At 43.3% G+C, this 14,422-nt stretch carries 18 protein-coding genes; 11 read left to right on the top strand and 7 right to left on the bottom strand.

Going from position 1 to position 14,422, the window contains the following annotated elements:
• Nucleotides 1-320: 320 nt before the first annotated feature.
• Entirely contained in the window at nt 321-587 is a 267-nt protein-coding gene (locus tag H6F44_RS09725) for a hypothetical protein (RefSeq protein WP_190350757.1), read from the bottom strand.
• A gap of 7 nt (nt 588-594) precedes the next feature.
• Here H6F44_RS09725 and H6F44_RS09720 point away from each other — a divergent pair, with 7 nt between their 5' ends.
• Entirely contained in the window at nt 595-735 is a 141-nt protein-coding gene (locus tag H6F44_RS09720; RefSeq protein WP_190350756.1) for a hypothetical protein, read from the top strand.
• A 64-nt stretch (nt 736-799) separates the two neighbouring features.
• On the opposite strand, the gene H6F44_RS09715 is transcribed toward H6F44_RS09720, so the two are convergent.
• On the bottom strand, nt 800-2,140 hold the full coding sequence (locus H6F44_RS09715; protein WP_190350755.1) for a D-alanyl-D-alanine carboxypeptidase: 1,341 nt from the start codon (nt 2,138-2,140) through the stop codon (nt 800-802).
• 109 nt (nt 2,141-2,249) lie between these two features.
• On the opposite strand from H6F44_RS09715, the gene H6F44_RS09710 reads away from it, so the two are divergent.
• The 6 genes from H6F44_RS09710 (at nt 2,250) to H6F44_RS09685 (ending at nt 7,560) form a co-directional block, all read left to right on the top strand.
• Nucleotides 2,250-2,450 carry an NAD(P)H dehydrogenase subunit NdhS gene (locus H6F44_RS09710; protein WP_190350762.1) on the top strand — a complete coding sequence of 67 codons (201 nt, stop codon included), beginning with the start codon at nt 2,250-2,252 and terminating at the stop codon, nt 2,448-2,450.
• A gap of 23 nt (nt 2,451-2,473) precedes the next feature.
• Nucleotides 2,474-3,022: an OmpA family protein gene (locus H6F44_RS09705; RefSeq protein ID WP_190350754.1), complete on the top strand. Its 549-nt coding sequence runs from the start codon at nt 2,474-2,476 to the stop codon at nt 3,020-3,022.
• A gap of 2 nt (nt 3,023-3,024) precedes the next feature.
• Nucleotides 3,025-3,966, top strand: a complete 942-nt coding sequence (locus tag H6F44_RS09700) for a ribonuclease Z (RefSeq protein WP_190350753.1) — start codon at nt 3,025-3,027, stop codon at nt 3,964-3,966.
• A gap of 35 nt (nt 3,967-4,001) precedes the next feature.
• A complete protein-coding gene (locus tag H6F44_RS09695) occupies nt 4,002-5,135 on the top strand; it encodes a hypothetical protein (protein WP_190350752.1) in 1,134 nt (377 codons plus the stop codon).
• A gap of 936 nt (nt 5,136-6,071) precedes the next feature.
• On the top strand, nt 6,072-6,806 hold the full coding sequence (tpiA, locus tag H6F44_RS09690; RefSeq protein ID WP_190350751.1) for a triose-phosphate isomerase: 735 nt from the start codon (nt 6,072-6,074) through the stop codon (nt 6,804-6,806).
• A 451-nt stretch (nt 6,807-7,257) separates the two neighbouring features.
• A complete protein-coding gene (locus tag H6F44_RS09685; RefSeq protein ID WP_190350750.1) occupies nt 7,258-7,560 on the top strand; it encodes an HU family DNA-binding protein in 303 nt (100 codons plus the stop codon).
• Nucleotides 7,561-7,725: 165 nt separating this feature from the next.
• Here H6F44_RS09685 and H6F44_RS09680 read toward each other — a convergent pair whose 3' ends face one another.
• The 3 genes from H6F44_RS09680 to H6F44_RS09670 form a co-directional block, all read right to left on the bottom strand.
• Complete coding sequence (locus H6F44_RS09680; RefSeq protein ID WP_242016516.1) at nt 7,726-8,361, bottom strand: thylakoid membrane photosystem I accumulation factor; 636 nt, start codon at nt 8,359-8,361, stop codon at nt 7,726-7,728.
• Nucleotides 8,362-8,635: 274 nt separating this feature from the next.
• Nucleotides 8,636-9,403, bottom strand: coding sequence for a GTP cyclohydrolase I (gene folE, locus H6F44_RS09675; RefSeq protein ID WP_190350749.1), 768 nt, complete (start codon nt 9,401-9,403; stop codon nt 8,636-8,638).
• A 716-nt stretch (nt 9,404-10,119) separates the two neighbouring features.
• Entirely contained in the window at nt 10,120-10,689 is a 570-nt protein-coding gene (locus H6F44_RS09670) for a response regulator (protein WP_190350748.1), read from the bottom strand.
• Between the two features lie 47 nt (nt 10,690-10,736).
• Between H6F44_RS09670 and H6F44_RS23540 the strand changes: the two genes are divergently transcribed.
• From H6F44_RS23540 to H6F44_RS09655, 4 genes are all read left to right on the top strand, one after another.
• Nucleotides 10,737-10,868 (top strand): hypothetical protein, encoded by a 132-nt coding sequence (locus H6F44_RS23540; RefSeq protein ID WP_277874117.1) that lies wholly within the window; start codon nt 10,737-10,739, stop codon nt 10,866-10,868.
• 152 nt (nt 10,869-11,020) lie between these two features.
• Nucleotides 11,021-11,788 carry a cell division ATP-binding protein FtsE gene (gene ftsE / locus H6F44_RS09665; RefSeq protein WP_407681867.1) on the top strand — a complete coding sequence of 256 codons (768 nt, stop codon included), beginning with the start codon at nt 11,021-11,023 and terminating at the stop codon, nt 11,786-11,788.
• 91 nt (nt 11,789-11,879) lie between these two features.
• Nucleotides 11,880-12,794, top strand: a complete 915-nt coding sequence (locus H6F44_RS09660; protein ID WP_190350747.1) for a cell division protein FtsX — start codon at nt 11,880-11,882, stop codon at nt 12,792-12,794.
• Between the two features lie 109 nt (nt 12,795-12,903).
• Entirely contained in the window at nt 12,904-13,167 is a 264-nt protein-coding gene (locus tag H6F44_RS09655; RefSeq protein ID WP_190350746.1) for a hypothetical protein, read from the top strand.
• 120 nt (nt 13,168-13,287) lie between these two features.
• Here the strand turns inward: H6F44_RS09655 and H6F44_RS09650 are convergent, their stop codons facing one another.
• On the bottom strand, nt 13,288-13,494 hold the full coding sequence (locus H6F44_RS09650; RefSeq protein WP_190350745.1) for a hypothetical protein: 207 nt from the start codon (nt 13,492-13,494) through the stop codon (nt 13,288-13,290).
• A 97-nt stretch (nt 13,495-13,591) separates the two neighbouring features.
• On the bottom strand, nt 13,592-14,356 hold the full coding sequence (locus H6F44_RS09645; protein ID WP_190350760.1) for a metallophosphoesterase family protein: 765 nt from the start codon (nt 14,354-14,356) through the stop codon (nt 13,592-13,594).
• Nucleotides 14,357-14,422: the final 66 nt, after the last annotated feature.

Genomic DNA, 14,422 nt, shown 5'->3' with positions numbered 1-14,422 from the left:
TCGAAGTGGGACTTTCTTGGGCACAGTTGTTTTCTATTCAATATGTCTTCTGACTGACTCCATATATACCTTTCGTATCCTCACTTGGCGGAACCACTGCCTAAGTTCACGATCACACTTTTAAAATATTTCGCCTACTTTCTCGTTGGATTATTCCTTGCCTTTCCCATATCCGCAATGTTTGGCGCGATCGCCCTCCTTCTCTCTTACCTCCCCCTCATCTGGCAAATCCTGTGGAGAGCAGGACTTGGATTAATCATGCTGACAGCGAGCGCCTTATTTTTCGAAGCCTTAAACAATGGAGCAAAACACGATTCCGACTAGTTTCTATCCAGACTATCCCAAAGTTGAGAAATAGGTTTAGTTTGCCCCGTATTTACCTCATGTAACGCTCTATGAAGACTAGCTGCAATTTGTTGTGGACTTGGATCAAACACTTCATCCTGATCTTCTAAATCAATATCTAGCAAATCTTCGACCAAAACAATAACCCTAACTTTGGGTTGTTTTGGCAAATTTTTCAGATGCTTAGGTAACTCAAGCTTCCTGTCAGGTGTAATCGTAGTAGAAAATTCGTAAGCTTTCATAGTTTCTATGACAACAGTTAATCTTCAGAATAACAAATTTAGACAACTTGCTCTGCATATATCTCCCAATCACCTAGCAAATCCTCTGGCGGACTGGATTAGGATTAATGATGCTAAAGTGCGATCGCCTTTTACTTTCAATCATTGAAAAATTGAACAGGCGATCGCGTTCTTATTCTCATCAATTATCATTTACCTTACCTATCCCGACCTCAGCGCGATTTGCTGCTATTGGAATAAGTGATTTCATTGCGATCGCTGTCTTGCCAAGGGGTTTCCGCAAAACTGACGGTGGGCAGAGGGGGTAAACCCCATTTGCTGACCAAGTTTTGTAATAGGCGATCCTGCGATCGGTGGAACATATCAATATCGCCTTCGCCACGATTGACGATCGCAAACCAAATTGTGCCGTATTTTTGGGTTTGTAAGATTCCAGCGAGGGCGCTCACATCGGACAAAGTGCCAGTTTTGACGATCGCCCCCTTAGGCATAATCGATCTGCCTTCAATCGTGCCGCAATTGCAATCACTGGTGGGGAAGAGGTCAGCGAGGGTCAAGCCTTCAACTTGGGCGCGATTATGAATAGCCATCAAGATCGCCACTGTGGCGCGGGGAGAAATTTGGTTGGCTTGCCCCAAACCTGAGCCATTGATTAATTTAATTTCCGATGGGGGTAGCCCTGTGATATTGGCAGCGATCGCCGCGATTTGACCACCTCCCCCCAATTGCCGCGCCAACAATTCTGACATTTCATTATTGCTGAAGGTATTCATGCGCTTGAGAATTTGCCACAGAGGTAAGGATTGGTGGCGGATCATGGGCTTAATTGTGGAGTTAGGCGCGATCGCCCGATTGGTGAGAATGCGATTATTGCCAGAAATCGCTAACTGGGGTTTAGCTGTTCCCGCAGGCATGGTCGTATATTGCTGTGCCACTTCCCCTTCCCATTGGCTGCTATCCAAAGCAGTTCGCAGAAAATCGGCGGATTTACTCACATCTGGCTCAAAATTCATCACAAAGTTACCCGTAATAATCAGATTACCTTGAACGCGCTTAATACCTAACTGATTGATCTTATTACCGAGGGCAATCGCCTCTTCCCACACAAAAAATGGATCGCCGCCGCCCTCCACAATCAAATCGCCCTTGAGGGTATCGCCCGTAACATTGCCCGTAAAGCCGACATTAGTGATAAAACGATGGTTAGAACCCCAAGCATTCAAGGCGGCAAGGGTGGTGACATTTTTGGTGAGGGATGCCGATGGCAAGGCTTGACGGGACAACTGCCCCAAGGCGATCGCCCCATCATGACTCTGGAGCCATACCCCCTGATTGGGATTGGTGATCCCCCCCTGATGCAAATCCTTGAGCAACGTGGCGATCGCCTGCTTCATGACAGATTCGCGATCTCCCTTGGCATTCACTGCATCGGCAAGCACAGGGCGATTGGCATAGCTCATCAGCGATCGCGGCACAGCCGCCACCTCACGACCATCAAGTACCTGTGTTGACAGCGATAGCAGCAATGCACCCACCAAACTCCATGTTGTCATATGAAAAATTACCCGTTTCCTATGGGAAAATCCAAAAGGATATAGAATGAACCTAGCTAAAATCATATACAAAATCATACTTTGGAGTTTTAAGTAAGCTATGCAGCCAATTATGTTTCCCGGTTCGGCAGTGCGGGTGGTCAATGAAGGCGACACTTACTATGGTTTTCAGGGACAGGTACAGAGGGTCAGCGACGGGCGCATTGCTGTGATCTTCGGTGGCGGCAACTGGGAAAAGATTGTATCCTTTCGACCTAATGAGTTAGAGCTAATCGATACCACCGTTAGCGCTAAGGCAAAGAAGAAATAATTATCAAAGTTGCAAAACTTGTAGTGACCAATTCACCCACTCCCGATAAATCTCTATCTAAAGCAGTCACAAACCCCGTGGGGCAGAAGCCAGATCGCCCTTGGTTGCGACTGCTTGTTCGTGGTGTAGTTTTGGGGATAGGCGCGATCGCGGGTATCGGCATCGGACTAGCGATCGCGATCATGCGACCCGAATGGGTATGGCAACCATCGGAGATCAATATTTTTAGCAAAAAACAGCAGTTTACCCTATCCGCCGATGCGCTATTTGATAGCGGCACTGCCAAAATTAAAACCGATAGTTTTCAACTGCTTGATAAAGTTGCCGCGCAGTTGCCCCTAAGTACAGGCAGAAAGATTAGAATCAATGGACATACAGATGTTGCCAGTGGCGTTGATGCTCTCAACCTATCCTATTTAAGGGCAAATGCCGTGCAGCAATATTTAGCAAAACTAAGGGGAGAGCGTACCTATCAATGGATGGTAGTGGGCTATGGCGCTAGTCGCCCTTTGAGTAATAGCGCAGACAAAGTTAGCGGTAACAACCGCATTGAGATTGTTGTAGACGACTAAATATGCAAATCACTTTTCTTGGTACTAGTTCAGGAGTTCCCACCCGTGGACGCAATGTGTCTAGCATTGCTGTGCGGTTGCCCCAACGTGCAGAAGCTTGGCTATTGGACTGCGGCGAAGCCACCCAACATCAGTTACTGAGAAGTGATGTCAAAATCAGTCAAATTACGAAAATTTTTGTAACTCACCTGCATGGCGATCACATTTTTGGTTTGCCAGGATTACTGGCAAGCTGTGGTATGGCAGGCAATGTCAGCCATATCGATCTCTATGGTCCCTCTGGTTTGGGCGAATATCTAGATGCTTGTTTGCGCTATAGCGAAACCCGCCTTTCCTATTCCATTAAAGTACATCGGGTTAAGGAAGGTTTAGTTTGGGAAGACAAGGAATTTTATGTAATGGCGGCTCCCCTCAAGCATAAGGTGACAGCCTTTGGCTATCGCTTAGTGGAACGCGATCGCGCTGGCAAATTTGATGTAAATCGGGCGATCGCCATGAATATTACCCCAGGACCTATTTTTGGCGAACTCAAACAGGGCAAAGTGATCACCCTTGCCGATGGGCGGATGATCAATGGCAAAGAGCTTTGCGGAGAGCCACAAATAGGACGCAAGATTGCCTACTGCACCGATACGATTTTCTGTGATAGCGCAGTCGACCTCGCCCAAAATGCTGATGTATTAATCCATGAAGCCACCTTTGCCCATCAAGATTCCGAAATGGCTTTTCAAAGGTTGCACTCAACTAGCACAATGGCGGCACAAGTGGCACTTCTAGCCAATGTCAAGCAATTGATCATGACCCATTTCAGTCCGCGCTATGCCCCCGGCAATGCCATTTTGCTAGAGGATTTAGTCAAGGAAGCCCGCATGATTTTTGCCAATACGATTCCCGCCCATGACTTCATGACCTATGACATCGCTGCATCAATGCCGATCAACTAAAAAAGCTCTTTGCACCGACTTACAACCCAGATTGTATGAAAAAGAAGTTGTCAAATCTAATCAAGATTTTGGTGATCTTGATAATCCTTAGCCTATTTGTCTTGCCTGCTATTGCCAATGCGCCGCCGCCGCCACCGATGAATTGGTTTGTTTTCTCCTACCCCTCAGGGCAGAAAACCCTTCAAGGACTACAGATAGTAGAATGCAATACAGAAATCTGCGAGCAGCCAACTTTGCTCATACAATACGGTGAATGCCGTGACAAAGCCTGTCTACAGCCCAATGCTATTACCTCACAGACTAGAAACACCTACCGTTTTGGCTGCGCCGAAAATCGTTGCTTACTTCTTGATACAGTCAATACCTATGCTAACCAACAGAATCAAGCTAAAGAGCAGTCCAAGCGATGGTTTCGACTGATTGGACAGTTCAGCGATCGCCTGCGTCTTAGTAATCCCGCTTTAAAAGATCCCCAAGGACAAAGTACATTTTTTCCCTTAAGTGGTTTATGGCAAGTGCAAATCACTAATGACTCATTACAGGTAATTCAAGAGGAGGATTGGTACTTATACCCTCTGTTCACGCCTTTGCAAGAATATACTCGCCAGATGTTCTTTACTGGTTGGCTGCTAACAATTGTTTCTGAGTTATTAATAGCAGCACCTTTCCTGTGGTGGCAAAAAACACCTAAACCAAAATTTTGGAGAACATTAACAGCGATCGCGGTGGTTAATTTATTTAGCTATCCAGTAGTCTGGTCATTTTTTCCATCCCTAGAAGCTTTTCAACTACTCTTGGGGCGCTATCTAGGGATTAGCTCTTTGATCATAGCAATCCTCTATGGTCTGATAATTTACAACAGACGTAGAGATTCATCTAAGAGAATTATTCTTGTGTCGATACTTGCTTTCATTGTTCTGAACATAATCGGCATTTTTGGCGCTCTCTGGTTTGGCTATGGCAACAGATTCCCTATCGTCACAGGAATTCCCTATCGACTGACAATGCCAGCCTCTGAAGTCTTTGCCATAGTGTACGAAGCATGGTTGATCTCAACACTAAGTCTTGAACAATTACCCATACGGCAGTCACTACTGATTAGTTTGCTAACCAATGCAACCAGCTTAATTGGGGGATTTATTGTTTTCGGAATGAATTTCCTAGCCTAGGGCGCTGCAAGAACTATAAACTTATGTAAACAAATAGCAATTACTGTACAGTCCTAAGTTAGTATATATACATCAGCACAAGAGACAGAGCAACTCAATCCAAAGCAAACCTAACTTAGATCTTTAAATTAGATTTCTGAAATTAAGAAAGGAGAGGCAAAAAGAAAGAGTCACTAGTCAATATAAGGATTGACGCTTTGTTGCTCCCAGCGATTCCACGATCTTTACAGGGAAGTGCTGAATCCAAAGATCGGTGTAGCTTTGATAGCTTCCGTAGCCTTAAGTTTTGCCAAGGTCTTCTAGATTGAGCAGCATGGTTCCTAATGTGTTACATATCATTGTGCTAAATCATTGAACTGCACAGAGACAAGCTAATTTAGGTTAGAATAGAAGGCTAAGATGCATAGTTGATCAATGCCGAACACGCCTGAGTAAACCCTAGTAAAATAACTAATTGAATTATATTAAGACATGAGTCTAGCAGCCTTCTGCTAGACTCATTGAGTTTTTGGGGCAAGTTTTTAGATTCTAAAACCAAAAAACAATATTGTTTTTGGTAAGTCTTAAGCAAGTAGCAATCAAAATGCAGCTTATTAAGGCTTTAGGTAGTACATAAATATTTTTGAAAGCATTGCTTTGAGACGCTTTGGGCAGTATTTACGGGTTTTAATACGGATTTTAAGTCAGCGCAAATCTCTGTAGAGAAAATCAAGAGCCGTAATCAAGCCCATTTTTAGATAGAATAAGCAGTACGAAAAAGTAATAAAGCCATAGTGCATCGGCTTTTGGTGAAGCGCATCAGCTTTTGGTGATTTGTTTTGGTGATCTTGCTAAACTGCGCCGCCATAAAGCAGAGTTTTCACTAAAATAGCTACCCCCTAGCACTATCTTGAACAACAATTTTTAAAGTGATTTTTAATCAGAGGTATATAAGCGTTGCGTAAAGTCGTTATTGCTGGCAACTGGAAAATGTACAAAAACCAGTCTGAAGCCAAAGCATTCTTTTCGGAATTTCCTAAGCATCTGCAAGCGATCGCCGATCAACAAATTATCATTTGTGTACCTTACACAAACCTTGCCATTGTCCAAACAATATTGCCCTCAGTAGCTTGCCCTAGTCTCAGTATTGGCGCTCAAAATGTGCATTGGGCTGACAGTGGTGCATTTACTGGCGAAATCTCTGCGCCGATGTTGGTAGAACTTGGTATTAAGTACGCCGTCATCGGTCACAGCGAACGTCGTCAATTTTTTGGCGAAACTGATGACACGGTAAACAAGCGCATCAAAACTGCTCAAGCCCACGGCATCACTCCCATACTCTGTGTTGGCGAAAGCAAGCTACAGCGTGATAACAACGAAACTGAAACTTGGATTTTTTCTCAGCTTGCCAATGCCCTAGTCGATGTTGATCAAAGCAACTTGATCATAGCCTACGAACCAATCTGGGCGATCGGTACAGGCGATACTTGCCAGTCCAGTGAGGCAAATCGAGTTATTGGCCTAATTCGCAGCAAACTCGACCATCAAAATATGACTATTCAATATGGTGGTTCTGTCAAACCCGATAACATTGATGAAATTATGGCTCAGCCAGAAATCGATGGGGTGCTAGTTGGCGGCGCTAGCCTCGATCCTGCGGGTTTTGCACGTATTGTTAATTATCAGCCTTAATACTACAGCCTATCAAGGCTTTGAGTAGTGCAGAAATACTTTTGAGATTATTGCTTTGCGCTGATCTCAAGAGTATTTCTGGGCTTTAAGGCGTAGCCGTTTTTTGATTTGGGCAAAATACTTGATCTCAGAGTTTTGCCAATCTATATTGAACTTTTGTGAAGTGCTTGCCCTACATAGGTTACACTGATTAGCAATTTACTCAAAACCTTAAAAGCCTTTCCTGGTAAGGATCTTGAGAATTTTATAGAGAATTGCGCCAATAAGTATTTGAAAAAAGCTGCTCAAATCCATATAAATTAACCATTACGTATATACACAAGTGGCAAGTTACTATTAGAATAAGCAATCAGAAGTCATAGTCAGTGCGGGTTTCGCAAAGAGCGATCGCACGATGTTTGCTTTGAGATTTAACCCATAATCAATTCCTATTTATAAAAAGGGGAAACCTATGAACAAAGGTGAACTAGTTGATGCGATTGCCAAAAAAACATCCGAAAAAGGCGTGCAAATCAACAAAAAGACTGCCGACGAAGTTTTGTCTGCCACTCTAGAAGTAATTATCGACACCGTTGCTGGTGGAGATAAAGTTACTTTAGTGGGATTTGGCTCCTTTGAAGCTCGCGAACGCAAAGCTAGAGAAGGGCGTAATCCTAAAACTGGAGAAAAGATGGAAATTCCTGCGACCAAAGTACCTGCTTTCTCCGCAGGTAAGTCTTTCAAAGAGCAAGTCAGTCCTCCTGCTGAAGACTAATGCTTTTTGAATAGCCATAAAAAAAGAAAGGCTTGATCAAGTCTTTCTTTTTTTAGTAAAGCGCTTTGTGCTGGCTTGCAGGTCTTCAAACTCAAACGAATCACAAGAGCAGCTTTAAAAGCCATGCTTTGCATGGCTTTTAAAGCTTTTTTGGTTTGAGCTTTGTTAAGGATTTACCTCATTAATAGGTTGATTGGTTTTTCGGAACCTTTGGGATGGCGGAGCTATTGGCAATTTAAATAGATTACGAATAGCCGCATCTAATTCTTCAAAGCCAAATACCCCTTCTTGGTCAAAATTCTTCTCACCCTGATCAGATATTAATACGGTCTGAGGTACTACGCCACGATAATAGTAAGCTTCTTCGGTGGGCTGATAATCTGACCTCTGTAAGTCTAAGCTGTCAACGGATACAGGGATTAGGGTTAAATTTTTACCATATTGTGCTTGAGCAAGGTTGAGGATTGGTGAGAATCTCTTGCAGTCGCTACTATCATCAATATAAAAAACTAGCATGGCGGCGCGTCCTTGCTTTAGTGATTGGGCAAGGTTGATGCGAGCTGGCACGATGGAGCCATTGCCGCCATAGAGAGCAAAAATGTTGCCATCATAAGTATCATCGGTGAGCTTTGCTTCTACGGATTGGGGGCTAGTTGTTAGGTTTAACCCGATCGCTAGAAGTAAACTCGCACCAATACAGGCGATCGCTTTGCTAATCTGGCGAACACGATATGTTGCAACTAGTTGATAGAAAACAGAGTAAAGAATATTTTTGAAAAAGTTTGGCATTACAAAAGACATTACAAATGGCGTTACAAATAACTTTGGAAAACTGGTTAAGCAGGTCATTCTAAGTTAATTTATGCTTGGACTTTGGGGAAGGAATCAAAATATCCGACTTTTGATTAAAAGTTATGTAGCTTATTGAGGCTTTGAGTAGCACAGACAACTTTTCAAAAGCGGCAGGGCGCATTGCCTCTGAAAAGTTGTCGGGGTTGTAAATCAGCGTAGAGCTTTGTAAGTCACTTGCGACAAGAATGTAAGAGGTCAGCGCTATAAGCTACTCGCGTGTTTTTTAATCACCAAAACCATGAGCGCGAATTAGGTCAAAAAACTCTTTCTTCATGTAAGGATCATTTCTAAAGGAGCCGCGCACGATCGAGTTAACCATTTTAGTCTCAGGCTCTTTGACCCCACGCCAAGTCATGCACATATGCTGAGCTTTAATCACAAATGCTAGACCTTTGGGCTTAATCAAATTTTCGATGGTATCTGCCACCATGATCGCCGCTTCCTCTTGAATGTGGGGGCGACTCATCACCCAATCAACAATTCGATTAAATTTAGAAATGCCAATTACGCGATCGCTAGGGACGATGCCGATCCAAGCTTGCCCCACTATTGGCACAAAATGATGTGAGCAGGCTGAACGCACGGAAATTGGACCTAGGGTATAAATTTCGTCTAGCTCCTTGGCATTAGGAAAATCTGTGACCTTGGGCATAGGATGATAGCGACCTTTAAACACTTCATCCACATACATTTTTGCCACCCGTTTTGCCGTCTCTTGAGTGTTGTGATCATTGGCAGTATCAATAACCAAAGAATCAAAAACACTTTGCAGCTTGACCTCAATTTCTTTTTTTAATTCCTCTCGCTCCAACTCGCTGATGTGATGGGCGATTGAGTCATTGGCAAAAAATGGATCGCCAGCCGCAATGACGCGATCGCGAATAATTTGCGAAATTGGCTTGCGCGTGGGTAAAGATTCTAAAACTTTTGCTGCTTTGAATTCATTCTCAGAACTATTATTGTTGAGAGTGCGAGAGATACTGATCGTCATGGTGTGATACTTAGCTAGATATCCAATGAATGAAACGAAAATAAAGAAACGAAAATATCAAGAATGCAAAAATTTGAACATCAAAAATTATCGTTTGACTTCCGATCTAAGAGACCTTTCACATAGATGAGTAATACTAGACAAGCATATGTCCAGATGAATCTAGAGACTAAAGGCATCTGATCAGCAATTCAAACTGTAAAATTTATTATATTCTCCTATATTTGATGATTCATGGACATTTTCATCACAGTTTGGTGTTGTCTCAAACAGCCAAAAAACTACATTTTTTTTAACTGTGTTTTAACACTCCTACATAATTCTAGACTATTCCCTAACGGCTATCAGGAGATATGTTTAAGTTTCAGTTAATTCCATCCTGAAGAGGTATGCGGGATACTTTATCGAAGATGCTGCATTTTAACTGTCGTTGGTATAGTTAATCTTTAAAATCGTTGCAGCTAAGCGGAGTCAGTAGTTTTCGGCAAGCTGGATGAGTCAATATTAGCGGTTGCCAAGATATGTCAATAAACAAAATACAATCCATCCATGAATTACAGCGCTTTGCGCTTACTTAAAACCTAGAAATATTCTTGAAAGTGACGGGAGGTAACGCTTTCAAAGATATCTCTGTACTACTCAAAGCCTCAATCGGCTGTATCATAGATGAATTGTAATCATAATGATTGGATTATCTAATGCTTGGACAAATTAAATCATTTTAGTTTCTTTTTGATGAAATCGACTAACTGCTGGAATTGCTTTTGCTGAGTTGAGAGTTGATGCTCAAGGGCGGTTTGCTTAGCTTCAAGCTCTTGAATGCGCTTGAGTAAGTCGTCGCTAGGCAATGGTGTGGGTTCAGAAACGGAAGGTGAGGTGGGAATGACAGAAAGGGGTGGCAATTTTTGTGAAAGCACCATCGCTTTTTTGATTGCCGCAATTAATTCCTTCTGCTCAAAGGGCTTTTCGACAAATACAAGGTGCTTATCTTCAAAGGGCTCAGGAATTTTGCTGGTTACTTCTTCCTTACGCCCAGACATCAAGATTAGAGGAATCCTTCTTAACTCAGGATTTTGCTGTAATGATTCGTATACCTCAAACCCGCTCATTCTTGGCAGCAAAAAATCTAACATGATCATCCAAGGCTTTTGCTGTTGGATCATTTCTAGTCCTTTAATGCCATCGGCTGCCTCCATAACCTCAAAGTTTGCTGGCGGGAGCATATCGCGTACCATGTTACGAATTACGCGACTATCATCGATTACAAGTATTTTGTGCGCTGCCACTGCTGATAACTCCTCAGTTGGTTTGGTAAATAGACTGCTAGTAAATTGTGAGTAATTTATTAGTAATTCGGGTGATTGTGGTGCTTATGACATTGTGGCGATCGCCAAAAGGTAGATTGGCGGCTTTTGCTGACAATGATAGCAAGCATCTTGGTTTGTTAGCCAAATCTACTGAGTAAAAGCTTACAAGTTTTTATCATTGTTTGCTGCTAAATTCACGCAGTATTATGACAGAGAGACGGATCAAGTGCCTTAGCCGATGCTGATGTCTTGACTTGATCTGTATAATCTCGATAAATTCCATAGATTATTATTGTCGACCATGCTAAAACTGCCAACTAAATCATCGGTCAGTGCCGCCGCCGATCCTGCTAGCCATGATGACCGCGATCGCGCCAATGATCAAGACAAGCCCAATAGCTATGATCATGGTCAAAAAAAACCAGTAATTGTCAGGTTAGCAAATGTCCGCAAGACCTATAGCAATGGGGCAGTGGGTTTGCGTGATGTCAGTATAGAGCTACATAAAGGAGACTTCAAATTTATTACAGGTCATTCAGGATCTGGTAAGTCCACCTTACTCAAACTGCTCTATGGGGCGGAGCAGGTATGTGATGGTGAAATATTTGTAAATGGTTTTAATCTTAGGGGATTAAAGGGCAATAATTTGGCAATGCTCCGCCGTAAGATTGGCATTGTTTTTCAGGATTATAAACTGGTGCCAAGGCGGACAGTCTCAGAGAATGTGGCTTTTGTATTGATGGCTCAAGGTTACACCTACAAAGAAATCCAAAGGCGGGTACAGCCTGCCCTCAAAATGGTGGGGCTGATGCACAAGGCAGACTGCTTCCCTGAAGAGCTATCAGGGGGTGAGCAGCAACGTACTAGTATTGCAAGGGCGATCGTTAATACGCCGCCGCTAGTGCTTGCTGATGAGCCAACGGGCAATCTTGACCCCGACAATGCTTGGCAAGTGATTAAAATTCTTAAAAAGCTCAATTCCTTTGGCGTGACAGTTTTATTAACGACCCATGACGAACAATTAGTCAGAGCCGCTAATCATCCTGTTTTACATTTACATAATGGGTATATTGTTTAGCTTTTGGTGATTGGTGATTGGTGATTGGTGATTGGTGATTGGTGATTGGTGATTGTTTTTTACCTTTTTAATTTTTCCTTGTCTAAACTCTATGTTTCAAAATGTTCTTCGCTTTTTTACGAAAATTGATTATTTGCTGCGAGAGACTCTTTTGGGGTTGCGGCGTGGTGGTTGGATGAATTGGGCGGCGATTAGTACGGTGGCGGTTTTATTGTTTTTGTTTGGTGCGAGTTTGCAGGTTTCTTGGCAATTGGAGAATGTTTTGGGGCAGTTGGGTAGTCAGTTGGAAATATCGGTTTATCTTGATGAAAATACGGCTGGGGAGTCGATGCAGTCACGGTTGCTGTTGGTGGAGGGGGTGGCGGCGGCGAAGTTGATTTCTAAGGATGATGCATGGGAAAGTTTGCTCAAGGATTTGGGTAAGACGGATCTCAGTCAGGCAACGCAACAGTTGGGGGGAAATCCTCTGGTGGATGAGTTTAAGGTGAGGGCGGTTTCGAGCGATCGCGTGCCTGATGTGGCAAGGCGGATATCGGAGCTGAAGGGCATTAATGAGGTGTGGTACACCAATGAGGTGGTGGAGCGCATTGGACAGTTACGCAGTGCTTTGAGTAATATTAGTTTGGCGATCGTGGTGGTATTTACGATCATTGCGATCGCGGTGATTACGACCACAATCCGTCTGATTGTGTTGGCAAGGCGACGGGAAATTGAGGTGATGCAGCTAGTGGGGGCAACGGCAGCTTGGATTTATTTCCCCTTTGTATTGCAGGGGGTATTTTTTGGGATCACAGGGGCGGCAACTGCCTATGGGATGCTGCTCTTTAGTACTAATTTGTTGGGTGGGGCGATCGTTAATCAACCTGAGTTAATTAAGTCTTTGACCTTGGGCTTAACGACAGATCTGCGAATCCAGTTTTTATTGCCACTGGTGCTAACGCTATTTGGCTCGTTTATTGGTGTGGTTGGTAGTTTATTGGCGGTGAGGCGGTTTTCTTTTAACTGATTTCTTGAAAGCACTGCAAAACGGCGTTTTCAAAAATGCCTCTGGGTTTCAAGTCAACACAAAGCGCTGTATAATTCGGCATGATCAAGCGCATACGGAGTCGAGCAAAATGGCAAGGGAACCGAAAAAACCTAATGAATATATCGTGCATCTAAAGCTAGAGGGTGGTCAGGAAGTGATCACTAAGTTTACTACCATCGAAGAAGTGAAGACATGGTATGCCTCTCAGTTTAAAGCGAAAGCAGGAGAAGATGATCTGATGCCAATCCCTGTCCGCGCTGAGCTAAATGAAATTTTGCTAGTAAGACCAAAGCGCGTAATTGCGATTCATGTTGAGCCAATCTATTCCTCTAGTGTGGAAATGTTTTCTTGATTTACAGGTATTTGCGCTCAAACTAAAAAGAGTTTTGAAAGCATTGCGCTTTTGCAACGCTTTCAAAAATTTTCTTGTGACTCTTGTGGCTTGTTTGCTTGATAATTGCTGAATTGGATCTTAGTTCATGGATTTTCTAGCTAGGCTAACTGCTTTGACAAAGGTATAGATCCCAACAGGTACGCTGATTAGCAAAATTGCCCAAGTTGTGGCAAAGCCGAAGTCGGGTGCGCCGTAGGATATTTCGTAAATGCAGCCCACAAACGCGATCGCTGCAACAATGGAAATAAGCAGAATTAATTGGGCTTTTATATAATCAGGTGACATAGTGAATATTTAAGTAAATTTATGGCTTGATGAGTATGCCTTAGAGGCATTGCCTAGAATATCGCATCAATGGCAAACATAGCAGGAGCTACAATAATCACACCCATGACCAGCGCCGCTTAGGAGCCGCTTTATTCGCTGAAGACCTAGCCTTAGGCATTGGCTCCACCACCGTTGTGACATCTGACAGCGAATTTATCCTTAACTCATTGGTGAAAGTATTGCACTGATATACAGTCGCTGAGTCAAGGTTTAGGGCTGACAGCCAGCCACTCTTAGGGTGATAGCCGCCTGTATCAATATCTAACCACCCCTTACCTAAGACGAGATTACCTGGTTTGACCCCTGGAAATACGAAGGTAATCGTATGCCCTGTAATGATGATTTTGTCATCAAAAAATGGTTCGGGGGCGCTATGAAATTCTTCCCTGATCCAGCAAAATTCAGAGGAACCCTGTAGCTCAATGGGCAGGTTAGGGTTTACGCCTGCATGAACTAACCAAGCATCGCCTAAATCCACATAGAGGGGCAATTGTTTCATCCACGTTAAATGCGCGTCGGGAATGGTTGGACTGCCATAACTTTCGAGGGTATTTGCACCGCCATTTAGTAGCCAGCCTTTCCAAGTTAACGATCCCTCACTACTGGCAAAAGCATCAAGACACATTTGTTCATGATTGCCACGCAGACAAGTATGACCATTTTCCATGACCCACTGCACGACATCGGCGCTACGACTGCCGCGATCGATCAAGTCTCCTAAAAAAAATAACTTGTCGTCAGGATTTGGCTTAATGAGTTCTAGTAGCTTCATTAAGCCGTCATACTGACCATGAATATCACCAAATACAAATCGAGCCAAGGCTTTCACACTGATACACAATGCTGAATCGGTCTAAGAGATTAGTTAAAGGTTAATTAACTCTGT

The sequence above is a fragment of the Pseudanabaena cinerea FACHB-1277 genome (genome assembly GCF_014696345.1).
Taxonomy (GTDB): Bacteria; Cyanobacteriota; Cyanobacteriia; order Pseudanabaenales; family Pseudanabaenaceae; genus Pseudanabaena; species Pseudanabaena cinerea.
The sequence above is the reverse complement of the archived record's forward strand: the minus strand, read 5'-3'. Positions and strand labels throughout refer to the sequence as shown.